Source organism: Paraglaciecola sp. MB-3u-78, from assembly GCF_002835935.1.
In the GTDB taxonomy this organism is placed as follows: Bacteria; Pseudomonadota; Gammaproteobacteria; order Enterobacterales; family Alteromonadaceae; genus Paraglaciecola.
This window is the reverse complement of record NZ_PJCF01000010.1, coordinates 1-23,248: the sequence shown is the minus strand read 5'-3', so window position 1 is coordinate 23,248 and position 23,248 is coordinate 1. Positions and strand designations below refer to the sequence as shown.

The following is a 23,248-nucleotide window of genomic DNA, read 5'->3' as shown; positions in this document are numbered from 1 at the left end:
AATTTATGTTAACTATAATTGGGTTCCTTAGGGTGGTGGCGCTAAACCTGTTTTCCAGGCCACTGCGACCGCAACAAGTGAAATGACCATCACTGTTACCATCCATAACAGGGAATTATTACAACAAGAGGAGCGCTCTTAAAAACTATCCATTAAAAGAATATTTAACTAGATTAGCATCTCTTCCAATTGAGGAAATTATCACTCTATTCATTCAAAGTAACAAAACTATCTAAGTGCTCTCAATTTTTAGCTGCTTTTACTTAACTGAGATGTACTGAAACCCTTAAAGAAAAATGTATAAACAGCAGTTCAGTGAACACTTGTCCACACAAACTGTGTTATTAAAATTCACTCAACTATTATGGTGCCTTAAACTGCGTTAAGCGATCAAACCAGCCTCGGCCATAAAGCGAACGTAGAAGCCCAACCGCTTCACGCATAAAGCAGACTATGGACTTTTCAAGCACACAAGGTAATGTAGCTAGTAAGCTAAACGACCTTGTAAAGTCGCACTAATACACTGTGAGAGCCTCGCATGAATATTACCCTGGTCCAAAATCCCGAACTTCCAAATTCTTCGCATGGTAAAAATCACCTTCAAATATTATCAGAACTAATACTAGATTCAGAGGTATGTATTCTTTGCTCTGGGTGGCTGAAAAATGAAGGTATCGAGGTGTTAACTCCAGTGATTAAACAAGCTTTAGAAAACAAGACGAAAATCACAATAATTTCAAATCAGGCTCATACTCACAAAAGAGCATCAAAACGAATAGCGGGCTGGAAGAACGTTACTCACTACATGGCAAAAAATGCTCACCGAGTAGTTCACGCTAAAATTTATTACTTAGAAGCCAAAGGTGCTTATACAGCGGTTGTGGGGTCAGCCAATATAACCAAAGGAGGCCTTATGAAAAGCGACGAGCTTAGTATGGTGACTAATGGAGTAATTGGCGATATTAACCACAAGCAGATAAAAGGTTATCTAAATGCGCTTCAAAAATCGCTGCAAGCATAGATCTAACAAACGCGTCAATGGCGAGAGGGCAGCAGCATGCCCAAAGCGGACGTAAAGAAATACTCCAAGTTAAAAACGTCAGTTCCTGCCTTTTCCATTCTCCAACTGTAAAAGCGGGTGATGATCATTTTCCCTTTGAACATCAACCCTTTTACGGTTTGTATTATATTGCCATCATAAAAACCGAGCTTACATTCACCGGTGTCACTATTAAAGCTAGCATCATAAGCAAGCTTTAACAGTTGGTCTTTACGTTTAGCAAATACACCACCCATGGCATTAATATAGTCATGCCATTTACTTGAATCTGCTGCTATACGTGCCTTTTCAAATGAATCGTCAATTTAATCGTCTTAATTCACGCCACACAGAAACAGAAGCACCACCAATTTGTTGAAATTGACGAATACACCAACAGGATGCCCATGCGTCTACTCGTTGTGCTGCTGTAATGGGATTTTCGCCATAAACCCCCACATCAAGACCTAGTCCATCAATGTTTTTTGATACGTACTTGGCTATGTAACCTGTTGCACTGCCTTTTTCTGGATCGATTAATTTAAAGTCACAACGGTTTTGAGCTGCACATTTTTCGTCTCCGTCCTCCTCTAATGCATAATGACTAACCACCTGTTTAAGCTCATCAATATGCTGAGGCTCTACAAACAACAGGATATGCCAGTGAGGTGTTCCATCATGCTGCGGCTCTGATACTCGAAAGCCATAAGGTTTGATATCTTTTCTATTCCATTGTGCGCGTATACGTGACCATAAACCGCATAAATACTGATTAGCCTGATAAGGTGTTAAATGTTGATATTTTGGATTAGGTTGGCCAGATTTTGAATAGACTGCGTGATATTTTGATGGGCAAGTAATGGTAATAAATATCCCTTGATGACCATGCTCTTTAGATAGTTCCTCAAAGCCACGCATGCGCACCATGAGTTCAGCTTTTCTAACAGCTGGATTAGAGACATTTAAATCGGATAATTCCTTTAATGAAAAACGCTGACCTGCATCATTAATGACACTCATTGAACTGAGCATTTGTTCATTATAGGCGCGTTGCTGTTGTCTCTTTTTTACGGTTAAATCGCTGGCATAAATTTGTTTGTACTTATGCACGAGGTTTAATTCAATAGCGGTTTGCTGATAAGCTTGATTGAAGATTTTTCGTAATCGGCGCATCCACCAATTTTTATCACACATGCGCTTTATTGCGCCTAATTCCGTTGCGCCTTTTTCCGTAACCTTTATCGCTTCAATGCGAAATGAGGCGGCATACTCTGTGAGTATTCGAAAGGTTTCACCTGAATTCGACCCACAAATTTCCGTTAAGGGTTCAAGGCGCTTTGTTGCGTAACTGAAATCTTCATTAATAGGCACTGCAGTTGACGGTTTTACCCGTCCATTGACGTTATGGTGTAAAGCCATTCGACGACATCTATCAGCACAGTCTTGTACAATGACTCGGACCCCCTCATCATCTGTCGCCATTGAACGACGAAGTTTTTCGGGCAAGAAGCTAACCAGTTTTTCAGTGTGGTGAAGAATATATAAATTACGCTCTCTTCTTTCCTTTAACTTAAATGCATTATCGAGGATTAACTGTTTCATCTCGTCAGGGACTTTACTGAGTTGCTCAAAGATAAATTTCACATCTGCTCTATCAACAGCACATTCATACCGCTCGTGATTCAAAAATGGAAACTTTTGATAAACATGAGAAAACTTATTCAGCTTATACTCTATCTTTTCTGCATTACTTTGAGCCGTCATCTTTAGCCTCCTCTAGATGATTTTTACCGGACTCACTCGCACTGAAACGCCAATAGTTAATACCAAAGGATTGGATTAGCTCTTTGGCTAATAGCCCTCTGGCGAATAAATCACGTATCTGACCTTGTTTAATAGTTTGTCCACATGACTCAGATGGAAAAAACTCACCAAATTGATTACATATATCAATGCAAACATCGATATGATGCCCCTTTGAAAACCATGTAATAGTCGGGGTGGTCGTTGGAACACAGTCTTTCACTTCGTTTGATCGAATGCTTTTCAAAGGTCTTGCTCTCAATAGCATGCCCCATACTCGTAACCGTAAGGGAATTGCCATTAACAATGCTGTTGATGCATTCGACCAGAGCCAGCCGTCTCATTTTGTGCATGGGACTGGAATTGATGAGAAAATCATTTACAATGTTTTTAACTTTCATTTCTTTAACACATTGTTTTTTATGTGTTATTCGTGAAGATACGTCAGACCCTTATCCCAGTTTTAAAATTAAGTTGACCCTGCCCCCAGTTTTAAGATTATAAATACTGGATTAGGGTTATTATCCTGGTATGATACGGCACTAAATTACTGTTGCTATTATGAATGACAAAACCAATAAAAATAATTGACCTCTTTGCTGGGCCCGGTGGTCTTGGGGAAGGATTTTCTGCTTATAAAGAAAATGCTTCTAACCCTTTCAAAATAGCTATTTCTATTGAAAAAGAAGCAAGTGCGCATCGAACTTTAACTCTTCGCGCTTTTTATCGACAGTTTGGTGAAGATACACCCGAAGAGTATTATCAATTTCTTCGAGGCGAGTTAGGTAAAACCCCTGAAGAGCAACTCTACAAAATAAAACGTTTTGCAAAACAAGTTAGCGCCGCGCAAAATGAAGCCAGATGTTTAACCCTCGGTGAAGACAACGATAAAATTGATATTGCTATCGCAGACTCCATCGGCGCTGATGAGTGCATGCTTATTGGTGGACCGCCCTGTCAGGCATATTCACTAGTTGGCCGTGCCAGAAACCTTGGAATAAAAGATTACAAAGCAGAAGATGACTCAAGAAATTTTTTGTATTTAGAGTACTTGAAGGTAATTGCCAAGTATCAACCTCTGGTATTTGTAATGGAAAACGTCAAAGGCCTTCTATCTGCAAAAATTAATGGGGAGTCTATTTTTGATAACATGCGAAAAGATCTTCATAATCCCTGTAAAGCTACAAATACTGAGGTTCAAAAAGGAAGAACTCGCCACAACTATCGAATTGTATCCCTCGTGTGCCCATCTCCAGAAAACGGTGTAAAAGCAGGTCATGATGAAATTACGGCCGCAAAAAACTATATAATCAAAACTGAGGATTTTTGTATTCCTCAGCGAAGACACAGAGTTATTTTGCTCGGTTTACGTGAAGATATTGCCGATAAGTGGGACAACAGTTTGATTCTATCCCCGTCTGCTACTCAAACGTCAACACAAGACGTTCTTAATGATTTACCAAAGCTAAGAAGTGGATTATCCAAAGGAGTAAACAGTGATGAACGCTGGGTAGATACACTAAAAGGTTCAAAAGCCATGCTTTCAAAAACACTGAAGAAGTCAGGTTTTGAATCAATAGCCCAGAACATAGAAAAAGTCATTGATAAAATAAATGTGCCTAAGCAAAAACAAGGAAGTAATTTTGGAATTAAGAAAACTAAAAACTTATCAATTGAAAATAATACCACTTTGGAGAATTGGTACAAAGATACGAAGCTGGATAACTATGTGATCAATCACGAAACACGCGGACATATCGAAAAAGATCTCTACAGATATATGTATTGCAGTACTTGGGCAATAGTAGCCAAAAAAAATAAATGGGATAATCCATTTCCAAAATCTAAAGATTATCCTGACTTACTAAAACCTAACCATGAAAACTTTAACAGCGGGAAATTTGCAGATCGTTTCAGAGTACAGCTAGCTCACACCCCAGCGACCACAGTAACAAGCCATATATCCAAAGATGGTCATTACTACATCCATTACGACCCAAGCCAGTGCAGAAGCTTTACAGTAAGAGAAGCGGCCCGCATTCAAACCTTCCCCGACAATTACTTCTTTGTTGGAAACAGGACTCAACAATATGTCCAAGTTGGGAATGCAGTGCCGCCGTTACTTGCTCGACAAATTGCTAAAATAGTTGCTGAAATCTTGATTCGTTAGCCAAGTTTTGACATTTTTGAAGCTGAACTTGCGACTTTAGTAGCCCCCGCCTCTGATTCACCAGCGTCAATTATATCCTTTAACAGGGTTGAGAACTGTTTGGGTGCAGCATCCATTTCAATCCCAATATATGTTCCTGCAAAACTAGATGTGTCTATTTTCTGGTTGTTTTTAGTTATTGTCATCCTTCGAGTGTTACTGCCAATAGAAAACTTACCAAAAGATGCTACAACTTCAGTGAGAACATATAACCCATACCCTGAGTTATCGTATTGATTTAAGTCTGTAGAAATATGACTAGTGGAGGATACTCCGGGTTTAATAGCCATTTGGATAGCTTGGTTATCGTCTTTTACGCGAAATGATTTGCTGAGACTCTCTTGAATTCCAATCCCTTCATCCAAAATTCCGATTTCAACCCGACCATTTCCCCATCGTTGTCCGCAAATGAAGCAATTTTCAGCATTAGAATGCTCAAAAACATTCCTTACGATTTCTCTGAGGGTATATATAAAAAAGCGATGTTCTTCAGTATCGTGGAATGTTCCAGCTAGAACGTTTGCTAGCCCTCGCACTGAGGAAATTATTTCTTCATACCAGTCTTGTAGATTTACAAATAGAGGCTTTTTGATCTCGATAATAGGAATATATGTGCTGCTCCCATGAGCCTCCCCCATTTTTTTTCCTTCAGAATTTGACGCATTAATGTAATCAAAAAAGCCCATGTGTGACATATATTTTAGGGAATCGTTTTTGTCATCTCTGCCTAGCATAGTTTTTAAGGCGTGCTCGCGACGGAACTTCTGCCATCGTCGAATCTTAGAGCCTATTAAAAGCATAGATGTAGGAGTAATAAATTCGATTCCCCTCAGATCAACTGCCACAACAGGGTTTTTGATGCATTGATCTAGCGCATCAATAAATATCTGCGTTGTGTTCAGATCAACTTTTTTCGGGGCTACAACTTTGTGCATGATTCGTTACTTGTTCAATCCGTCAAAGAAACCCCTCAACGGAGAAATATCGCCATTAACTGCAACTCTATCTAAAAAGGTATTGAATAGCTCACATGATGTCTCTGGCAGCAACAAACAGTTATGGCATGCGGCTAAATTCAACCCATTTGGACCTTGCCCACCACTGTCCCCACTTTCGAAGCAGATTGGATCAGAGCTACACCATTGTGCATCCAAAACAGCTTTTTTAATGATTTGTTCGAGCTTTCCTGATTTTCCTATTCTAACCAGGCCTCCTAAAGAACCTTCGGTGTCGCCAGATGCAGTATAAATCAACACGCCATACATTTTTTTATCGTCTTTATCAGATACGTATAAACGTTCACGTAAAGCGGCAGAACTATAACCACTCTCATAAACCAAACGGTTCATAAGAAGATGTGAAAAGCTATGTACTAGCATTAAGGCTGGCGTCAGAGTTTCAATGTTGTCTAGATATGTATTTTGCTCTTTGTTCCTAACTAAATTAGCAAACGAAGATGAGGCTCCATATTCTTTAGACCACTCTTCAATCTTTTTATCATCAAACTCGATGTAAATACCTTCACCATGACTCTGTGCAGCTGGTAACCATTCAGATATATTTCTTTCGTCCTTCCAAAGCATCTTTTTATAATCATCAACTGATTTGCTGGTGCTTGGCGTTAAGCGGTCAAACCCATACATTGCTTGGGTGACCGTTAATTTATCTACCAGAGCAATATACTTAAAGTAATCGCTGATCCAATCATTGTAGATATTTAAATCTTGAGGCTTTACAGACAATGTTCTTTCAGACACATTTTTCAAAAAGAACTTTCTTTCCTGAAATCGATATTCGTCTTCACTTTGCGCGTTATCATCATCGTTCTGCTCTAGACTTTTCAGATATTGTCTAATCTTGTTTTCAGTATACTGACCGTTGAATATCATGCTCAATAAGTCAACTTTATAATTCAAATCATCGTTGCCATTGACTTTTGCTTTTTGTAAATCGGTTAACTCTGCAAAGGAATCTGCAATATCTTCTAGGGAGGCCTGAGAATCAAGAGGCAAGTAGATCGAAGAGTCAGTTTTTGAAAAATAGACATTAGTAGATTGCCTTAAAGCAGCTACCATGGCCTTATTACAGCTGTTCTCTTTCTTTTCTGCAATCCATGGTGAATTACTCTTACATGATATGCCAGCGTTTGATAGTGTAGAGACCAGATGACCTGTTTCTGGGTCATTTTCGCTCTGAAATATTCCTCTTAGGGAAACCCCACGCGTATTACAAACTGTGCATTTGACCTTGATATCTGCAACAGAGGAACTGCCCGTCCCAGCCAATTTGAGTTTGCATTTTCCTTCTATACACTCCCCCCCTGTTTGGCTATTAAGCCAAGCAAACCATGGAAAATCATCGAGATGCCCGTCTGGACATGTCGTCACAAACCTAGATTGATATGCAGGTGCACCACATTCGCACTTTTTAGGCTTGTCATCGTTTTCCTCTTTCAGGCCACGCAGCAGCATTTGACAACTTAAATTACTACAAACATGCCATAAAGGAAATTTTTTTGCCGGTATCGGTACTCTCTTTACTATACCATCTTCTACGATTTTGAAGTCAGGAGGGAGGCGAAACGACTTTACACCGAGCTTCTTCTGTAACCTTTCATCAACACGTTCAAATTTTTGAATACTACTTTTGTCCAGCATCGGTGGAATACTTTCCGCCTCAAACCAATGATCTAAGCCGCAAGTAATCATCGCAACTCCATCTTTATTAGTCTGCATGGCACCTACACCAAAAGTATGTATTAATTGTCCCTTTCTAGTTTTTACTTTACTGTCATTTCTCATAAGCCTAAAAACTCCTCCCAAACATCATCGTCCTCAGGTATTTCATATGCTCTGGGACTTATCCATACGACCGATTCACCATCAACGTTCCTCATACTGGTAGGGCATTCAACTTGGTGCGTTTTTCGCCCTGAAGAACCCAAAGGGCATATATAGTCTGTTTCATGTGGCTCTGTTTCAGGTTTCAAATGCCCCCACGTTTCTGATGTCTGCCCTCGCAAAGTCCAACTTTTTATAAAACGATTATGGAAATAAGATTTAATATCCTGAAGTTCGTCTTTCTGCATCGAACAAAAACGAATATCTATCAATCTATCTAGCCAGTCCTCAAAGTGCTTTTTAGGAACATCTTTTGGCTTCGTGGTTAGTGGTAAAAACTGTCTAGCATGAGCAACCATTAATGCAGCAAAACCTCTTTCAATAGCTGGTCTTGAATAGGGTGTTACTGAAGAAGGCTCAACTTGCGCATAAAGGCGTTGATGATAAGACCTAAAGTCTTCATAGTGAGATTTGTCACGTGGTTTACCATTATTGTAAATAGTAGCAACCAATCCTGGACGCTCTGAAGGCCGTCGCCCAACTCTACCGGATACTTGAATGTACTGAGCGGTAGTCTTTGGTTGACCGACAATAGACATCAAAGATAACCTATCTATATCAACCCCCACTTCAATAATACTTGAAGCTAAGCAAAAAGGAGTAACATCTCGACCTTGCAATATTTTAGTTAATGAGGATATCGTTTTCGGTATATCCCATTTCTCTTTTTTGCACAGTCGGTTAAAGTTATCAACCAGCACATATGCTTCCAACATTAGTGTTTTGTTAGTCGTTAACTCATCAATTAATGGTTGAGAAACAATTTTTGAATTAGGTTCAATTAGGAGAAATTCTTCGAGTTCTATTAAAAGCGACTGATAAAAATTAGCATTAAAGATCTCATGCTTTAAGCCACGCTCTAGAAGTGTAATTGCAGCTGGTATTTCGTCATCCTGTAAGCGACTTGTTAGCTCCATTCCTCCATTGATATACCTCGGAAGTAAAAACCTAGGATAGCGCCTTTTTAACTCAAGTAAGTACGATGTGATATCTGCTTGAAACAATGTCAGTGCGCCACCTAACTCCCTTATACTGTTGTAAAAACTCAAAAGGGTGACCCATGGGTCTCTTTTGTCAAATTCAACTCTATTGGATGAAAACAACATCGCGGAATGTGCGCGGACTTGTGTTGTTAGAACAGAACCTAAACCTGGAGCGCATATTCCTACATATTTTCGACCAGGAGCGAGATTATCATTTTCATCCTTTTCATATTTCGAGAAAAAAGAATCATCAGCAGATAAACCAGGCGGTGGAAAAATTTCAGTATGCTCACGACCATAAATAGCCCTGACCTGATCTTCATAACCATTAGTTGTCGCTGTAGCGCACACAATCTTAGGTTTTACAGTATTTCCATTATTGGACTTATAAGAACAAAGCTCTTCAATCAATGGTTCATAGTGTCCAACCATTGTCCCTAAAGGACCTGTTATTAAGTGAAGTTCATCTTGAATGATTAATTGCGGTGGCAGTAGGTCCCTCTTTCCATTTGAGTCTATACCAAATAGATTTCGGATCTTTGGCTCCCACGCTAGCATAGCAAACTTATCAACTGTGCCGATTACGATTGAGGGCTTTTGTTCATATATATCTTCATCAATTAATACAACCGGTATGCCACTCGAAAAATCGCAACTAACATCTTCACATTTGAAAGCTATAGTCTCGCTAGTCCTTTCTTTTTTGTAGCCAGACAAGAATTTACCATCTTTACCAGCAACCCCCATTTGTGACCCACAATACGGACACCTATCAAGCAAAAATGGGTTTTCTATCTTTCCACCTTCCCTTATTGCTTTTTTCATTCTACTAAATTTACTTAAAGCGTCTTTTCTTTTGTTTGGTGTGTTTTTACTCCCAACCCAAAGACCTATGCTGAAAGTACCTCCTTGGATATTATGAGTTCGTCTTATAACCTCTAGGCAACAAATTAGCGTCGCAGCCCGTTGAAGTTGCTGAGCGGTTAATAATCGAAGTGTGTACCTCATCAGCACCTGCACACCAGAAGAGTAGTCTTTATATTCCATACGATTGAAAAGTAATGTAAAAGCAGCTAGCCCTAAATATGCCTCCGTCTTCCCACCCCCAGTCGGAAACCAGATAAGATCGACCAACTCCCTTTCGATATGTTCTGATTCGGCTGCTTCACTTAAACACATAAGAAGAAAGCCTATTTGAAAAGGTCTCCACACTCCTTTTGCCGAAATATTGGGCTTAAAAGGTGTTTTAAATATTATCTTGTCATCAATTATATGGGCTTTACGAATTGTTTTGGGCGCTCTTTTCTGCTGATTTAACATAGCAAGATTGGTGAGCTGAAAGGCTAATTTAACTCGCTGGTCATTTTGGATTCGTTTGAATCCTTCCGTTATTCTGTCGCTAGCTTTTTTGCATCGTTCTATATGTTTATTAGCTTGAATCATCAACTCTTTTTGAATTTTTTCTTCAGAGTGCTTAATGTTTTCTTTCTGTACAATTAGCTCATCTATCCAGCCGTTGTACCATTTTATAAGCTTCAATAGTTGAATTTCACCTTCGCTACCTGGCTCAATTTTTGACAGCGCCTCCATTGAGATTTCTAATTTTTCTTTTTTATTTTCTACTTCTGCCGAAATGCTAGGAGTCTCAAAGGTTGGCATTACTTCAGTAAAAATTTGGGAAACTGAATTAAGATTGACGTAAGGTTTAGCATTCCAATCGACCGCAACACCGTGACCTCTGCCAAATGACTGAGCATTTTGATAAACCAGCTCATTACTACGATCATCATTACTTAAGTCCGTAAATGAGTCGATAGGTTGCGAAGGGTATGGCAATACAGCTTCTATAACCTCTTTTTCGTTATTAATGGTTCTCACAAAGAGCTGAGTTTGAAACAAACTGTAGAGATTTTTTCCTTGATATGTGTTCCCACCAGCAAGACTAAGGTCTGTTCTGTTAACAAGCACAATTGTTGCTACAGCTTTTCGTCCATACTTTCTGATAACTCCTTCAATGTAAAAATTAGATAGTCTAGTATCATTTGTATGACTTTTTAGGGGTTCACTAATCCTTTGAATACTACTTTTAATACCTAGGAAAATCTCAAGTGAAATAGGTTCTCTTTTCCACCAGTTATATCGATGGCCTTCGTCATCTTGAGTATTAAATGGTAAATAGAAAGCCCCTGTAATTTTGATTTCAAAATTAGAGCAAATAGAATCATCAAAAATAAAGGAAACGCCCATGCTTGAAGGAAGCCTGGCGTTCGTGAGTGAGATATCGAAATCATTACTATCATCAGTGTTACTAGTTTTTACTTGTTTAGATAACTGTGGAGCCTCAATACCTTCTTGCTCCTGCTCAAGAAGCTTGCTATCCACGGAAGTGTCAGATTCGTCGGGTATTTCAGTTATACTCTCTAGAGGATACAAAACGCCCATACCGTATCTTTTGAGAGGATAGACCTTAAGAATCTCCTCACCGTCGTCGTCGCAAGTCAGGGGGCTGTTAACTTCGCTTTTTTTAATAGTTCCGCTTTTCCAATTAAATTTGTCTCCATATGCACAGGGGCCTATTAGCTCCTCTCTTATAGTTTTCAAAATTATATTGTCACGCACATCCCAACCCTTCATAAAATTCCCTATTAGTTTTTTATTAAATACTCTCTAACTAAAGATCCAAACAAATAAATTACACTCTCAGTTGCGCGGCTTGCGCCGGCATAGAGTAATTTTTTTGATTGTTCAGACTCAATCTCATCAAAGTCCACTAGAATTATTATTGGTGCTTCTAAACCTTTAAATTTGTGAATTGAAGTGTACTGCAAAGAATTTTCACAAAAATCAAATCTAGTTGCTCCAAATTCAGATGCATACTTAAAACATGTTGACTTGCTTTCCGCTACTTTAGAAAGAATAACAATATCGCTAGGCGAAAAACCTTGGTTTACTAAGTATTTGATTTGCTCTAAGAGTTTCTTTTTTAACTCTGATTCTGACTTATAAAAGTAGTATTTCGACTCCGCTATTGGTTGATTATTCCGCAAATGCTTGGAGTACGGTAACTCTAGTGAACATAAAGAAAAGCTTAAATCAGATACTTTTTTTATATTTCTACAATTTATCGAAAGTTTAAATGTTGGGAAACCATGTGTTCTTTGTTGAAATGACTCCAATATATTTGTAGACGAGTATAATGAATACAAATTTTGAAAGTCGAAGTCACCAAAAACATACCAGTTGCCCGATGAAAATCCTTTATCTACTAGCAGCTCTACGCAATCTAACCAGTTTTCATTTATCAAGATATCTTGAGCCTCATCTATGACCAAAAAGTCATAAGATTTAGCTGTTTGTTCGTCATTTAACAATACCCCGTAGGCCTCTTCAGGTAACTCTGAATTCCAATAACTATCCACCTGGCGATTTTTTGATTGCTTAAATTCCGCGCTTACAATGCTTTCCAACAACTCAGTTATTGTCAGTATGGTCAAGCTCTCTGTAGCGTACTTGTCCCGTAAAAATCTCGCTAACATGGTATTTTTACATAGGAATAAAACGTTTTTCCCCTCGCTTTTCGCCCGCATTGCAACCTCTGCGGCTAAGACCGTTTTGCCAACGCCAGCAGGCCCCTTAAAGAGCACACGAGGGTTATCAGCCATTGCATCTAACGCAACAAACTGCTCTTTTGTAAAAGCTTCAATTTCAATGGCTACACTAGCTCGTGTGTCAATCTCATTTCCGAAAAGCTCAATCTCTGGCCTTAAAACGTCTATCAAATTGTGAATATCTTTATCAGAAGGTCTACTTTCAAAATTTGACTGCCATTTTACTGAGGTATTGTTGTTCAACCTGTTTTTGAAGAATTTAGCTCGTTTCAGTAGTAAAGTTGATATTGGTTGCTTTCTATACTCTTTCGCGCAGCACACTTCTGCAGGATGCCATTCAATACTTTCACAATTTAGCTCAGTGTGAGTAAATAACACTAGTGGGAAAATAGGCAAATGTGACAGGTCGTTGTTTTTAGTTTTTAAATACTCAATTAAGCTAAAGGTTGCATCGTTTACTTGCCTAAACGGGCTTTTAGAGTCTCCTTTGCTGTCTTTACCCAAATACCACATACCGTGAGCGAACTTTACGAACCTATGAGCCTTAACCTCGATAGCAAATACACATATATCCGGAATCATTACTAAAAAATCAATTTCTCCCATAACCTGCGTTTTATGATGAGCTATATTTAGCGAGTGTAGTACATGCCAATCTAAAGTGTTTTCATCTTGTTCAAAACGTTTAAAAAGATGTATTTCCCCATCGCTTGGGTTATTAGGCGACATAACTCTTGGAATCAAATTAGCCATTTATATTCCTTTGAGGCTCAATTATATGGACTTTGATATTGCCAATAGTAAGCAGCGAAGGAAGTGAGAAATTATTACTCAAACGGCTCGAAATCTCTTTTTTTACAATCTCTTTCGAGATGTCAGATTTTTTGTGCCCTAACGAAATTGATTTGCTTCTAATAATTTTAGCGAGTTTAAAAAAATATGAAAACTCTTCTTTCCCGATGCCACTGAACGAGAGAACAGCTATAAAGTCTTGACTATACAATGGGGCTATTGAATTCTTCTTACTCCAATTTCGAACGTTTTGAATATTGGCTTTAATTGAGCCTAACGTTCCTAATTGGTCGACTAAACCTTGATTTAGTCCATATTCACGAAGGGGGGTTTTCCATCTTTCCATTTGGCTTTTAAGTTCATTATCAACATCTTCGTGTGTCATGTCCTCATAGTCTATATCTGACACTATGTAACCTATATCTTCGAAGGTATCTTCACCACTAAAGACTGAACTCCCCAAGCGTCCATCTAAGGAGATAGTTAAATAATTTTTGTTTAGCTGAACGTATTTAATAAATCCGTCTTTATCTATAACTTCGCAAGAGTCAATTGAAGAACGTACACTTATAATATCCGAATAGAGTGTAGTTTGAGTAATTGCATCTATCTCTTTGGGTCTATCTTTTTCATAACCCTTCAGAGGATGAACATCTATTTGCATGCTGGTAATTGATATATTGGTTTTATTAGCTGTCCATAAGTTGTTTGCATTATTGGGGCCACTAAAAATATCCCTTTTAATAACTTTATGCGTCGAAAAACCGTTTGGCTGGACAATAAATATTTGTTCTGCACAAGGGAATGAAAGAAACTCAGAAAACCAATATGCTGGACCAAAAATCAACAACGAGTGATTTATATATTTATGTCGAATTGTATGCCTATTAATACGACGTACTTTTTCGGCGTTTTCAGATGACAGAGCAGAAGAAATCTCATCCCAATCTTTATCATCTGAACAAAAAACGAATATGAAATCGTGAGGGCTTTTCTTTATGACGGCTTCAATAGCTGCTTGAAGAATCACTTTTATTTCAAAATAATCTTTAACTATTTTGAGTAGTCGTTTAGGGCTAGATTGAAAAAACTCGATTGGCAATCCAGCTTGATTGCATTTTTTGAAGTATCCTAATGTTTTTTCTGCTACATCATCATCAAGTGCTCTACCACTTAATAAACGATTTGTTATCTCTTTAAACTTTGTGTAAACAGAAGTTTTCAATTCGTCATTGAAACTACTAATTTTCAATTCATTTAATAATAAGAGAAATTCGTCCAAAGGGGGAAAGTTATAGTTTACTATCTCGATACTACAGCTTGAAAAATTACTGAATTCAGATATTTCGCTCATGAAGCTCTCCAAATAGAGACAGGCAAATTAACATTGGTTGAAGCCACTAGATCTTTGGTATCGCCGGTTAAATCGGCCAAGGTTAAAACTTTAGGAGTTTCAGACTCTAGAAATAGGTCATCGATATCGACTTTTAGTTGGTCTAATTTACTATAGTTTTGAGAAATAAAGACGATCTGTTTTTTGTATTTTATTGTACGGGGTATCGCATTCACCCAAATTAGGTTTTGTTCTTCTGGCTCGACATTTCTTTTAGTTACAAACTTTATTGTCTCTGCATTCCCTTCAAAACTATGGATATTAAGCATTTTTCCTAACGAACGCCCTTCCTTAACAACTACATCTAAACAGACCTCAAAGCCTGCTTTAGTCGACACGACGGTTGGAAACAAGACTTTTGGGTGTCGTTTTAAGTTAGCTCTTGCAACATTGTTACCTTCAATCCACGATTTATTGCCTTGTTCGAGCGCCAATATCGCCTGTTGTTCAAACCATGCACTAGGTTTCCAGCTCTCACACAAATCACCACGGCCTTTTTTCTCTATGAACGAGTAACCAATATTTCCCGCATAGTCTTTTTGTTCAACGATAGATATCTTCCGATATTTATCGTCATTTATTGGAGTGTAAAAACACGTCCCCTGTTCATACGGTTTTTTAATGATCCTTTTAGCAAAAAAACAAGCGAGCAACGAAAGTAACTGGGGGGATTTACAAATAACAAAGACACAATCAAACCGTGACTGCAAAAACGTTTCCTGCGCGAGATTTCTTACTAAGCGAATTTGTTGATTATACTGCAACTTAACCTTTCTCCATTACGATTAAATTTTATTTGAAAAGTTTTGCCATAAATCATATGAGACCGATATAAATATTGTCAGGAGACTATGGGGGCAGGTTCGTTGAAAAAATAAAATCAGATAAGGAATTGAATCACCATATTTAAGCGACAATTCCTTTACCCGATTAAACGCAAGGTGTAATAACTGCAAATCACTCGTCATACCTATTAAAATCCATCGAACTTAAATTATTATTTTTAATGATTTTTTTCCACATTCGAGACTACTATTTTTACCATAAAAAGCAAAGTAAATATTTTATCCCCGTTTTTAATCCCAGTGAGCGCAGCTCATGCATTGGCGGCACAGCCGATGCTTTTGCTCTACCCTCGCATGTATGTTCACCGATTATTTTTGAGAATATTTAGTGTCAGGGTCGACTTAACGTAAATCCTAACCTGCACTCTCATTTTATCCATTAAGTTTTCACTCTTTAAATGGAGTAACAGCCAAACTAAACACTCACCATTCCCGCAACTGCTGCATTTCTTTCAAGCGCCCACGTTGCATGACCAATGCTTCAAACAAGTCATCTATGGATGTGTTATCTGAACTTAGTCCCGGTAATGCAATATTTGCTTCAGCGAAAAAGCGCTGGCTTTGGCCCCGTATTAGAGAGGTTGAAGGCGCTTGGTCTGGAGGCAAATGTTGATCTAACCATGCCATTTGCCACCAATGTTGAATTCGCTCTTTCGAAGCTTTTAGTTTGTGCTCTGTTGGCAATCGATCACTTTTTTGATTGTTAATTTGGCTATCGCTTGGTAATAAATTCCATAGATCGTTATTAGGCCAACGAGCGAATGGCATGCTGTGATCAATGTCGTATTTTTTCTCTAATGATTTGGCCGTCCACACACATTGTGCTAATTCTGGAGATTGCTGCTTTAACTGTTCAAACCGATGGCGTACTTCGGTTGTGGTTCGTTTTGGCTCTAGCCAATTTAATGCTTGGTATAGGTGAAATTGCTTTTCAGGAGTTGAAAACTCAGCATTGCCAGAATAGCTCGACATGGTTTTTACCCATTCACTGATAAGTACTGGTTCAATCCAACAGGCATAACGATTAAACGCCAACCAAGTCGATTCAGGCAGTGAGAATTCACCCCATTGTTCAAGGGTTTGTAAGTCGAGGAAAATACTGTCTTTGGCTTTGACTGACCTGCTTGCAACGTCAAATACGGTTGCATTGCTATTAGCGTTTCTATTAGGGAAGGTAATATAACGGCAAGGCATGGTTTTAATATTGCTAACCGCTGCCGAAATGGTTTTATGTAGTGCTACCGCATCATCACCTGTGAATAAATTACCAATACGGTAATCTGAAGCTGTGCGATGCGTTAACTTATGCCAGCCATTAGGCTTCATAAAGCCCATGTTGGGGCTTTTATTGGGTGTTTGGTATAACTGATGCGTATCTATTAAATCTTTATATTGATGACACCAATAAAGCGCCACTAATCCCACGGGTAAAATAACGCGATCACCATTTTTGCCACCCAAAGCAAATGATTCTCGTCGCAATACAGCCCCAGGGTGACCATCTGCAATGCGTAGCAACACTCTTAACAAGGCAAGTTTGTGGGTTGCCGCTTTACCATCATTGATTGCTACATGGCGAATAAACGGGAAAGCACCCGTGCCATCATCTGGCAGCTGTAACACAAGTGTTTGCCAAGAGACGTGATTTCGACCTAATTTGTCTGCTTCTTTCGGGGTCTCTAGTTTGGTGAATAGCCCGACATCAGTGGCTAGCCGTTTTAATTCGTCAGCACAAACAAGGTGCATTTTACGCTGGGTAAATTCTTCTTGATTTTGCCCATGGCGTAATGAAATAACCAGTTTGCCGCCGGGTTTAAGTAGGTTGGCCAATTTTCGTATTGAACGGGCGCGATCACTGGGGGGAATATGCATCCATACGGCGCTGAGTAGTATTAAATCAAAACTGATTTCTTGCTTGGTCACTTTACTCAATGCGGGTAGTGAATCTTCAAGCCATTTAACGTTAAGGTGACGGGTTTGTAATTCGCCTAATTGCGCCAGTAGGTTTGCGGGCTCTGCGGCAAAGACCTTTATTTGATTGCTTGCACCATGCTTTTTTTCGGCTAGTTGCGCTAAATATTTAGCATCGCGACCCGCGCCAGCACCTAAATCTAAGATTCGGGCATTGGGGTTATCTATAATTTCGGGCAAAAATTGAGACCAGCTTTGATGTACCTCTTCAAATGTTTTTGATAGGTATTGCTGTGCTAATTCATTAGCATTGTCGTTATAAAACTGCGATGCCAATTACAGCATCCTAATATCAAAAACCATTAACATGAAACCCATGTTAATCATCTCGCTGGGGCAGCCCACCCACACTAGCTTAGTCAGGCCTTTGTCTTGGTCTAAATCGCAGGTTTTGGTCACAAATTGGGAGAAGGTGGCAGCCTCATTTACATTCAAACATGCAATATCTTGGGCATAAGCTGCATTAAAAGCGAACCACAGTAAAAGAAATTTACCATCAAGGTCGTTCTGACAAGACTCAGCGCGATGGCGCTGTTTAAGTTGGTTATAGTCCATGGACTAACATCTTTTATTCCCTTAACTACCACTTGAAAAAGTAAGTTTTTACTTATCAGGGATTTAAACTACTCTAAAATTATGTAAATGCAATAAGTAATTACTACTTTAGTCTACTATGGGTTCTATAAAGAAAACCCAAATAACTGCACCTGACTTGATAGGTGTTGAAAGTAAAAACATTCATTAAGGCACTAACTTATGATTGATGCCTAACCCTTCGAAGTCCTGCTAACTCAGTTGTTGCGACATTCGGAGCAACTTAGTAGAAGGTCTACATATCCCTGTTAGGTCAACTAGCACCCATTTAGCTTCCGTATTTCCTCTTGGTTTTTTACAACTTTTTAGTAGTTAAAAATCTACATTTTACCTTCCTTTTTAAGTCCGCACGGAATTTATTTTTCAACTTGTGAAACGTATTTCCTATGCTAATCTTGAACTCACAGTGCTCATTATTTGCACAAAAACTCAAAGCAAAAAAAACACAGACAAATAACCAGAGGAAGGTAGCATGAGTCAATATTTTTCCCGCAAGTATTCGCCAATAAATCTCTTGGCTCTTAACGCCCTAACTTTTTTTACGCCACTTGCGAGTGCGTCGCTGGCTGAACTGGTTATATCTGAATACATAGAAGGAAGTAGTTTCAACAAGGCGATTGAAATATACAACGGTACGGGTTCACCGGTAAATTTAGCTGCCGGGGGTTACCAGCTGGAACTTTATAGTAACGGCAGTCCCACAATCAGTCAGTCGGTATTACTTTCCGGAACTATAACGGATGGCGATGTATTCGTTCTCGCGCATGGTTCAGCCGATGCTACTATTTTGGCGCAGGCAGATCTCATCAGTACTAGCGTTATCAACTTTAACGGTAATGATGCTGTGGTACTGAGAAAAAATGGAATAGTAGTGGATGCGTTCGGTCAGATTGGTGTCGACCCCGGTAGCCAATGGCCTGGAGGTGGACAAAATGATACGTTGCGCCGTGCTGAATCAGTTTGTGTAGGCGATACGGATCCTAATGATGCATTTGATGCAGCTATTGAATGGGACATCTTTGTTCAGAATGACTTTGATGGTCTGGGCTCACACACTGTGAACTGTGCTGGAGGGCCAATTGACCCCATTATAAATGAGTTTTCAGCAAGCACGACGGGGCCAGATGTTGAATTTATAGAAGTGTTCGGGAGTCCTGGCACCGATTACTCAGCATTCACAATCCTTGAGATAGAAGGAGACAGCGTCAGTCCGGGAAGTATTGATCGAATATTTGCCGTTGGTAACACTGACGGTGGAGGATTTTGGACAACTAATGTCGGCACACTAAATATAGAGAACGGGTCGATCACTCTGCTGTTGGTCGAAGGCTTCACTGGAAGTGTCGGTTACGATATTGATAGCAATGACGACGGGATAATCGATGGTGCTGCGCCTTGGACAAGGATCGTTGACGATGTGGCAGTCTACGATGGCGGTCTAAGTGATCTGTCATACTCTAGCGTAGTACTTGGCCCTAACTACGATGGTATCTCCAGTTTTGCCCCAGGCGGAGCTTCACGAATTCCCAACGGCACAGACACGGATGCCATTACCGATTGGGTACGTAATGATTTTCACCTATTTGGGATCCTGGGGTACTCAGGAACACTTGTAATTGGCGAGGCTGAGAACACGCCAGGGGCAGTCAATATTTCCCAAACTATCATTGCCGACCCTGTCGGTGTATGCGCAGATGTTGCTACACCAATCCATGACATACAGGGAAGTGGGTTAGTCAGCCCATATGTCGACAGTATTCGCGAAGTCGAAGCTGTTGTTACCGCAGTTTTTCAGGGGAGCGGCTATATCGGAGGCTATTTTGTGCAGGAAGAAGATGCTGATACCGATGCTGACCCGTCCACCTCAGAAGGGCTGCGTATTTTTGATACGGCGAATACACCTGCAATAGGTGATTTAGTGCGTATTCGAGGTTCAGTGACTGAATTCTTTGAATTGACTCAGTTAAATAATATCACCGGCTTCTCAGTGTGTGGCACCGGTGTTGCTTTACCAACTACCACTGTGTTGTCTTTGCCTGTTTCGAACGTAGAAGATTTTGAGGCTTACGAGGGTATGGCGGTGACTTTCCCTCAGGCGCTGGTCATTGCTGAGTATTTCAATTTTGACCGTTTCAACGAGATTGTACTCACTTCCGAAAGACACCTCACCCCGACCGCGGAATTTGAGCCCGGCCCTGATGCCATTGCCGCTGCTGCAAACTTCCTGTTGGATAAGATAACCCTAGACGATGGGCGATCGAGTCAGAACTCGGACCCAGCCATTCATCCAAATGGTGGTGACTTCAACCTGACGAACCTGTTCCGTGGTGGCGATACAGTTGCGAATGTCACAGGTGTATTGGACTATTCGTTCAGGCTCTATCGGGTTCATCCGACCCAAGGCGCTGATCACGTTGCCGTGAACCTGCGTGCGGCCGAACCTGAATTGACTGGCGGCAACTTCAAGGTAGCCTCTTTTAACGTGCTCAACTACTTCAATGGTGATGGCTTTGGGAGTGGTTTCCCCACTTCGCGTGGGGCAGATAACCTTGACGAGTTCACTCGTCAACGGGATAAGATTGTTGCCGCTATGGTAAACATTGATGCAGACGTTTTTGGTGTGATGGAAATCGAAAACGATGGGTATGGCAGCCTAAGTGCCATACAAGACCTAGTCACTGGTCTAAATGATGCCACTTTGCCCGGTACCTATTCATTTGTAGATCCTGGCATAGCAAAAATTGGTACTGACCAGATTGCCGTCGGCTTCATCTTCAATCAAACGAAGGTCGCTCCACATGGCAGTAGTGCCATATTGGACGCAAGCGTCGACCCTCGTTTCGACGACACAAAAAACCGCCCCGCCCTGGCACAAACTTTTGTCGCTACCTCTACAGGATCTATCTTGACGGTTGCGGTCAATCACCTGAAGTCGAAGGGCAGCAATTGCGACTCTGTTGGAGATCCGAATACCGGTGATGGTGCAGGCAATTGCAATCTGACTAGGGCATCTGCTGCCGCTGCATTAGTGGACTGGCTCGCCAGTGATCCTACTGATAGCAACGATTCCGACGTACTCATCATTGGAGACTTAAACTCCTATGATAAAGAAGAGCCAATCGATGTACTAATCGATGGCGGTTACACTGATCTAGCAGCCAGCTTTAACGGTGAAGCAGCCTATTCCTATGTATTTGATGGACAAATTGGTTATCTGGATTATGCGTTGGCAAACCCTTCGCTTCTCTCACAAGTTACGGGTATTACCGAGTGGCATATCAATGCAGATGAACCGGACTTGATTGACTACGATACGAGTTTTAAAAAGGATGCTCAGGATGCCATTTATGCACCGGATGCTTATCGCTCATCAGATCACGATCCAGTCATTGTTGGTCTTGAACTACTGAATTATGGCTTCACTGGATTCTTTAGGCCGATTGATAATATGCCAGCAATCAATCGGATTAAGGCGGGTCGCAGTGTTCCAGTGAAATTCAGTCTGAACAGCAATTACGGCCTAGATATCCTTGCTGACGGTTATCCTATCTCCCAGCAAATTGATTGTGACTCTGGTTCATTATTGGGTGAAAGTGAGGAAACTGCTACAGCAGGCAGCAGCAGCCTGTCTAATGAAGAGGGTTCCGGGCAATACGACTATGTATGGAAAACGGAAAAAGCTTGGAAAAACAGCTGTCGTCAGCTGAGCATTAAGTTGATTGATGGCTCTACCCATACCGCCCACTTCCAGTTGAAGTAAGACTAGAAGTTGGCGGTCTATTAGTTCGGCTGCGGGCTTGGCCCTAATGGGCCAGGCAAAAGGTAAATATACCTTCTTTACCCATTTTAAATGGACCCCAGTCATTGCTGTGGATTACGTCGCCAGTATTGGGGGTGCATTTTTTAATCCACGGCTAAGGACATTTTGCCTTAATAGTCCTTATCACTCAGTGCCTGGATGCGTTTCTCCAAAGGAGGGTGACTGGCAAAAAGGGCACTGACCTTGCCCGCACTGATGGCCATGGCAGCCATTTCATCCGGCATATCAACCGTTCCCTGAAAACTTTGCAGACGCTTCAATGCGGCAATCATCTTGTATTTTCCGGCCAATTGCGCGCCACCGGCATCAGCACGAAATTCCCGATAGCGGGAGAACCACATGACGATACTCATGGCCAATATGCCCAATAAAAACTGCGCCAAGAGTGACACTATCCAAAAAGCCGGGCCATGGCCTCGTTCAACCTTAAACACCACGCGATCCACCACATGGCCAATCACCCGAGAGATAAATACCACAAAGGTGTTGACCACCCCCTGTACGAGGGTCAAAGTGATCATGTCGCCGTTGGAAACATGACTGATTTCATGGGCCAGCACGGCCTCAACCTCATCCTGAGTCATTTGTTCAAGCAAGCCAGTACTTACCGCCACAAGGGCATTATTTTTGTTCCAACCCGTGGCGAAAGCATTCGGCGAAGGATGATTAAAAATCCCTACCTCAGGCATACCTATTTCCCTTTGTCTTGCTTGCCGCTGCACAGTGCTAATAAGCCATTTTTCTTTGGAATTACTGGGCTGGTTGATGACATGCACCCCCATGCTGCGCTTAGCCATAAATTTGGAAAGTAACAATGAAATGATTGAGCCGGAAAAGCCAATGACGGCCGAATAGGCCAGCAGTGCATTGAGATTTAAATCCACTCCGTTTTGTGCCAGTAAGCCTTCGAATCCAAGCAAGCTGAAGGTCAGGCCAAGCAGGAACATGATGGCCAAGTTGGTCAATAAAAAAATCGCTATCCTAAACACAATCCATACTCAAAAGCTAATATCGCAATATTGTGGTGTTGATTTAGGATTTAACAAGTCTAAAAATGTAAGATTTTTGAGTATAGGTAGAACAAAACATCATTTTTCATAAAATGAAAATACGTGATGCCTCATGTTTCCATATTGGCATCTCTTTTATATCCTTGAGGGAGTGATAATCGGCTATTTTTCGTCTATTACTCAACCGTTTTCACATAATTCAAAACAAGCGTCTCACACTGTTGTGCAAGCCAGTTTTGAACATTGCTTTTGTTTATGATGATGCACTGCTGTTTATTCAA

At 40.4% G+C, this 23,248-nt stretch carries 15 protein-coding genes; 3 read left to right on the top strand and 12 right to left on the bottom strand.

What is annotated here, in order from left to right; translation table 11 throughout:
* Positions 1 to 538: 538 nt before the first annotated feature.
* Positions 539 to 1,021, top strand: a complete 483-nt coding sequence (locus CXF95_RS21750; protein WP_101200663.1) for a phospholipase D-like domain-containing protein — start codon at positions 539 to 541, stop codon at positions 1,019 to 1,021.
* Between the two features lie 14 nt (positions 1,022 to 1,035).
* On the opposite strand, the gene CXF95_RS21745 is transcribed toward CXF95_RS21750, so the two are convergent.
* The 3 genes from CXF95_RS21745 to CXF95_RS21735 all read right to left on the bottom strand — a co-directional run bounded on the left by CXF95_RS21745 (position 1,036) and on the right by CXF95_RS21735 (position 3,143).
* Positions 1,036 to 1,296, bottom strand: coding sequence for a hypothetical protein (locus tag CXF95_RS21745; RefSeq protein ID WP_101200662.1), 261 nt, complete (start codon positions 1,294 to 1,296; stop codon positions 1,036 to 1,038).
* Positions 1,297 to 1,360: 64 nt separating this feature from the next.
* Positions 1,361 to 2,803 carry a replication endonuclease gene (locus CXF95_RS21740; RefSeq protein ID WP_157828204.1) on the bottom strand — a complete coding sequence of 481 codons (1,443 nt, stop codon included), beginning with the start codon at positions 2,801 to 2,803 and terminating at the stop codon, positions 1,361 to 1,363.
* The gene (locus tag CXF95_RS21735) at positions 2,787 to 3,143 is read right to left on the bottom strand and encodes a hypothetical protein (protein ID WP_198556666.1); all 357 of its coding nucleotides are present in this window, start codon (positions 3,141 to 3,143) and stop codon (positions 2,787 to 2,789) included. The genes CXF95_RS21740 and CXF95_RS21735 overlap by 17 nt, the downstream gene beginning before the upstream one ends.
* Positions 3,144 to 3,407: 264 nt before the next feature.
* Here CXF95_RS21735 and CXF95_RS21730 point away from each other — a divergent pair, with 264 nt between their 5' ends.
* Entirely contained in the window at positions 3,408 to 5,012 is a 1,605-nt protein-coding gene (locus CXF95_RS21730) for a DNA cytosine methyltransferase (protein WP_101200660.1), read from the top strand.
* Here CXF95_RS21730 and CXF95_RS21725 read toward each other — a convergent pair.
* The 8 genes from CXF95_RS21725 to CXF95_RS21685 form a co-directional block, all read right to left on the bottom strand.
* A complete protein-coding gene (locus tag CXF95_RS21725) occupies positions 5,009 to 5,986 on the bottom strand; it encodes an ATP-binding protein (protein ID WP_232787974.1) in 978 nt (325 codons plus the stop codon). The genes CXF95_RS21730 and CXF95_RS21725 overlap by 4 nt on opposite strands.
* A 6-nt stretch (positions 5,987 to 5,992) precedes the next feature.
* A complete protein-coding gene (drmB, locus tag CXF95_RS21720) occupies positions 5,993 to 7,852 on the bottom strand; it encodes a DUF1998 domain-containing protein (protein WP_101200659.1) in 1,860 nt (619 codons plus the stop codon).
* Complete coding sequence (locus CXF95_RS21715; RefSeq protein ID WP_101200658.1) at positions 7,849 to 11,568, bottom strand: helicase-related protein; 3,720 nt, start codon at positions 11,566 to 11,568, stop codon at positions 7,849 to 7,851. Before CXF95_RS21715 ends, drmB begins: the two co-directional genes overlap by 4 nt.
* 11 nt (positions 11,569 to 11,579) lie before the next feature.
* Positions 11,580 to 13,295, bottom strand: a complete 1,716-nt coding sequence (locus CXF95_RS21710; protein ID WP_101200657.1) for a nuclease-related domain-containing DEAD/DEAH box helicase — start codon at positions 13,293 to 13,295, stop codon at positions 11,580 to 11,582.
* A complete protein-coding gene (locus CXF95_RS21705) occupies positions 13,288 to 14,688 on the bottom strand; it encodes a hypothetical protein (RefSeq protein ID WP_101200656.1) in 1,401 nt (466 codons plus the stop codon). The genes CXF95_RS21710 and CXF95_RS21705 overlap by 8 nt, the downstream gene beginning before the upstream one ends.
* Positions 14,685 to 15,437, bottom strand: a complete 753-nt coding sequence (locus tag CXF95_RS21700) for a hypothetical protein (protein ID WP_157828202.1) — start codon at positions 15,435 to 15,437, stop codon at positions 14,685 to 14,687. The genes CXF95_RS21705 and CXF95_RS21700 overlap by 4 nt, the downstream gene beginning before the upstream one ends.
* 558 nt (positions 15,438 to 15,995) lie before the next feature.
* Positions 15,996 to 17,819 (bottom strand): class I SAM-dependent methyltransferase, encoded by a 1,824-nt coding sequence (locus CXF95_RS21690; protein ID WP_101200653.1) that lies wholly within the window; start codon positions 17,817 to 17,819, stop codon positions 15,996 to 15,998.
* Complete coding sequence (locus CXF95_RS21685; RefSeq protein WP_101200652.1) at positions 17,820 to 18,098, bottom strand: hypothetical protein; 279 nt, start codon at positions 18,096 to 18,098, stop codon at positions 17,820 to 17,822.
* Positions 18,099 to 18,609: 511 nt separating this feature from the next.
* Between CXF95_RS21685 and CXF95_RS21680 the strand changes: the two genes are divergently transcribed.
* Entirely contained in the window at positions 18,610 to 21,897 is a 3,288-nt protein-coding gene (locus tag CXF95_RS21680) for an ExeM/NucH family extracellular endonuclease (RefSeq protein ID WP_101200651.1), read from the top strand.
* A 170-nt stretch (positions 21,898 to 22,067) separates the two neighbouring features.
* Here the strand turns inward: CXF95_RS21680 and htpX are convergent, their stop codons facing one another.
* Entirely contained in the window at positions 22,068 to 22,946 is an 879-nt protein-coding gene (htpX, locus tag CXF95_RS21670) for a protease HtpX (RefSeq protein WP_101200650.1), read from the bottom strand.
* Positions 22,947 to 23,248: the final 302 nt, after the last annotated feature.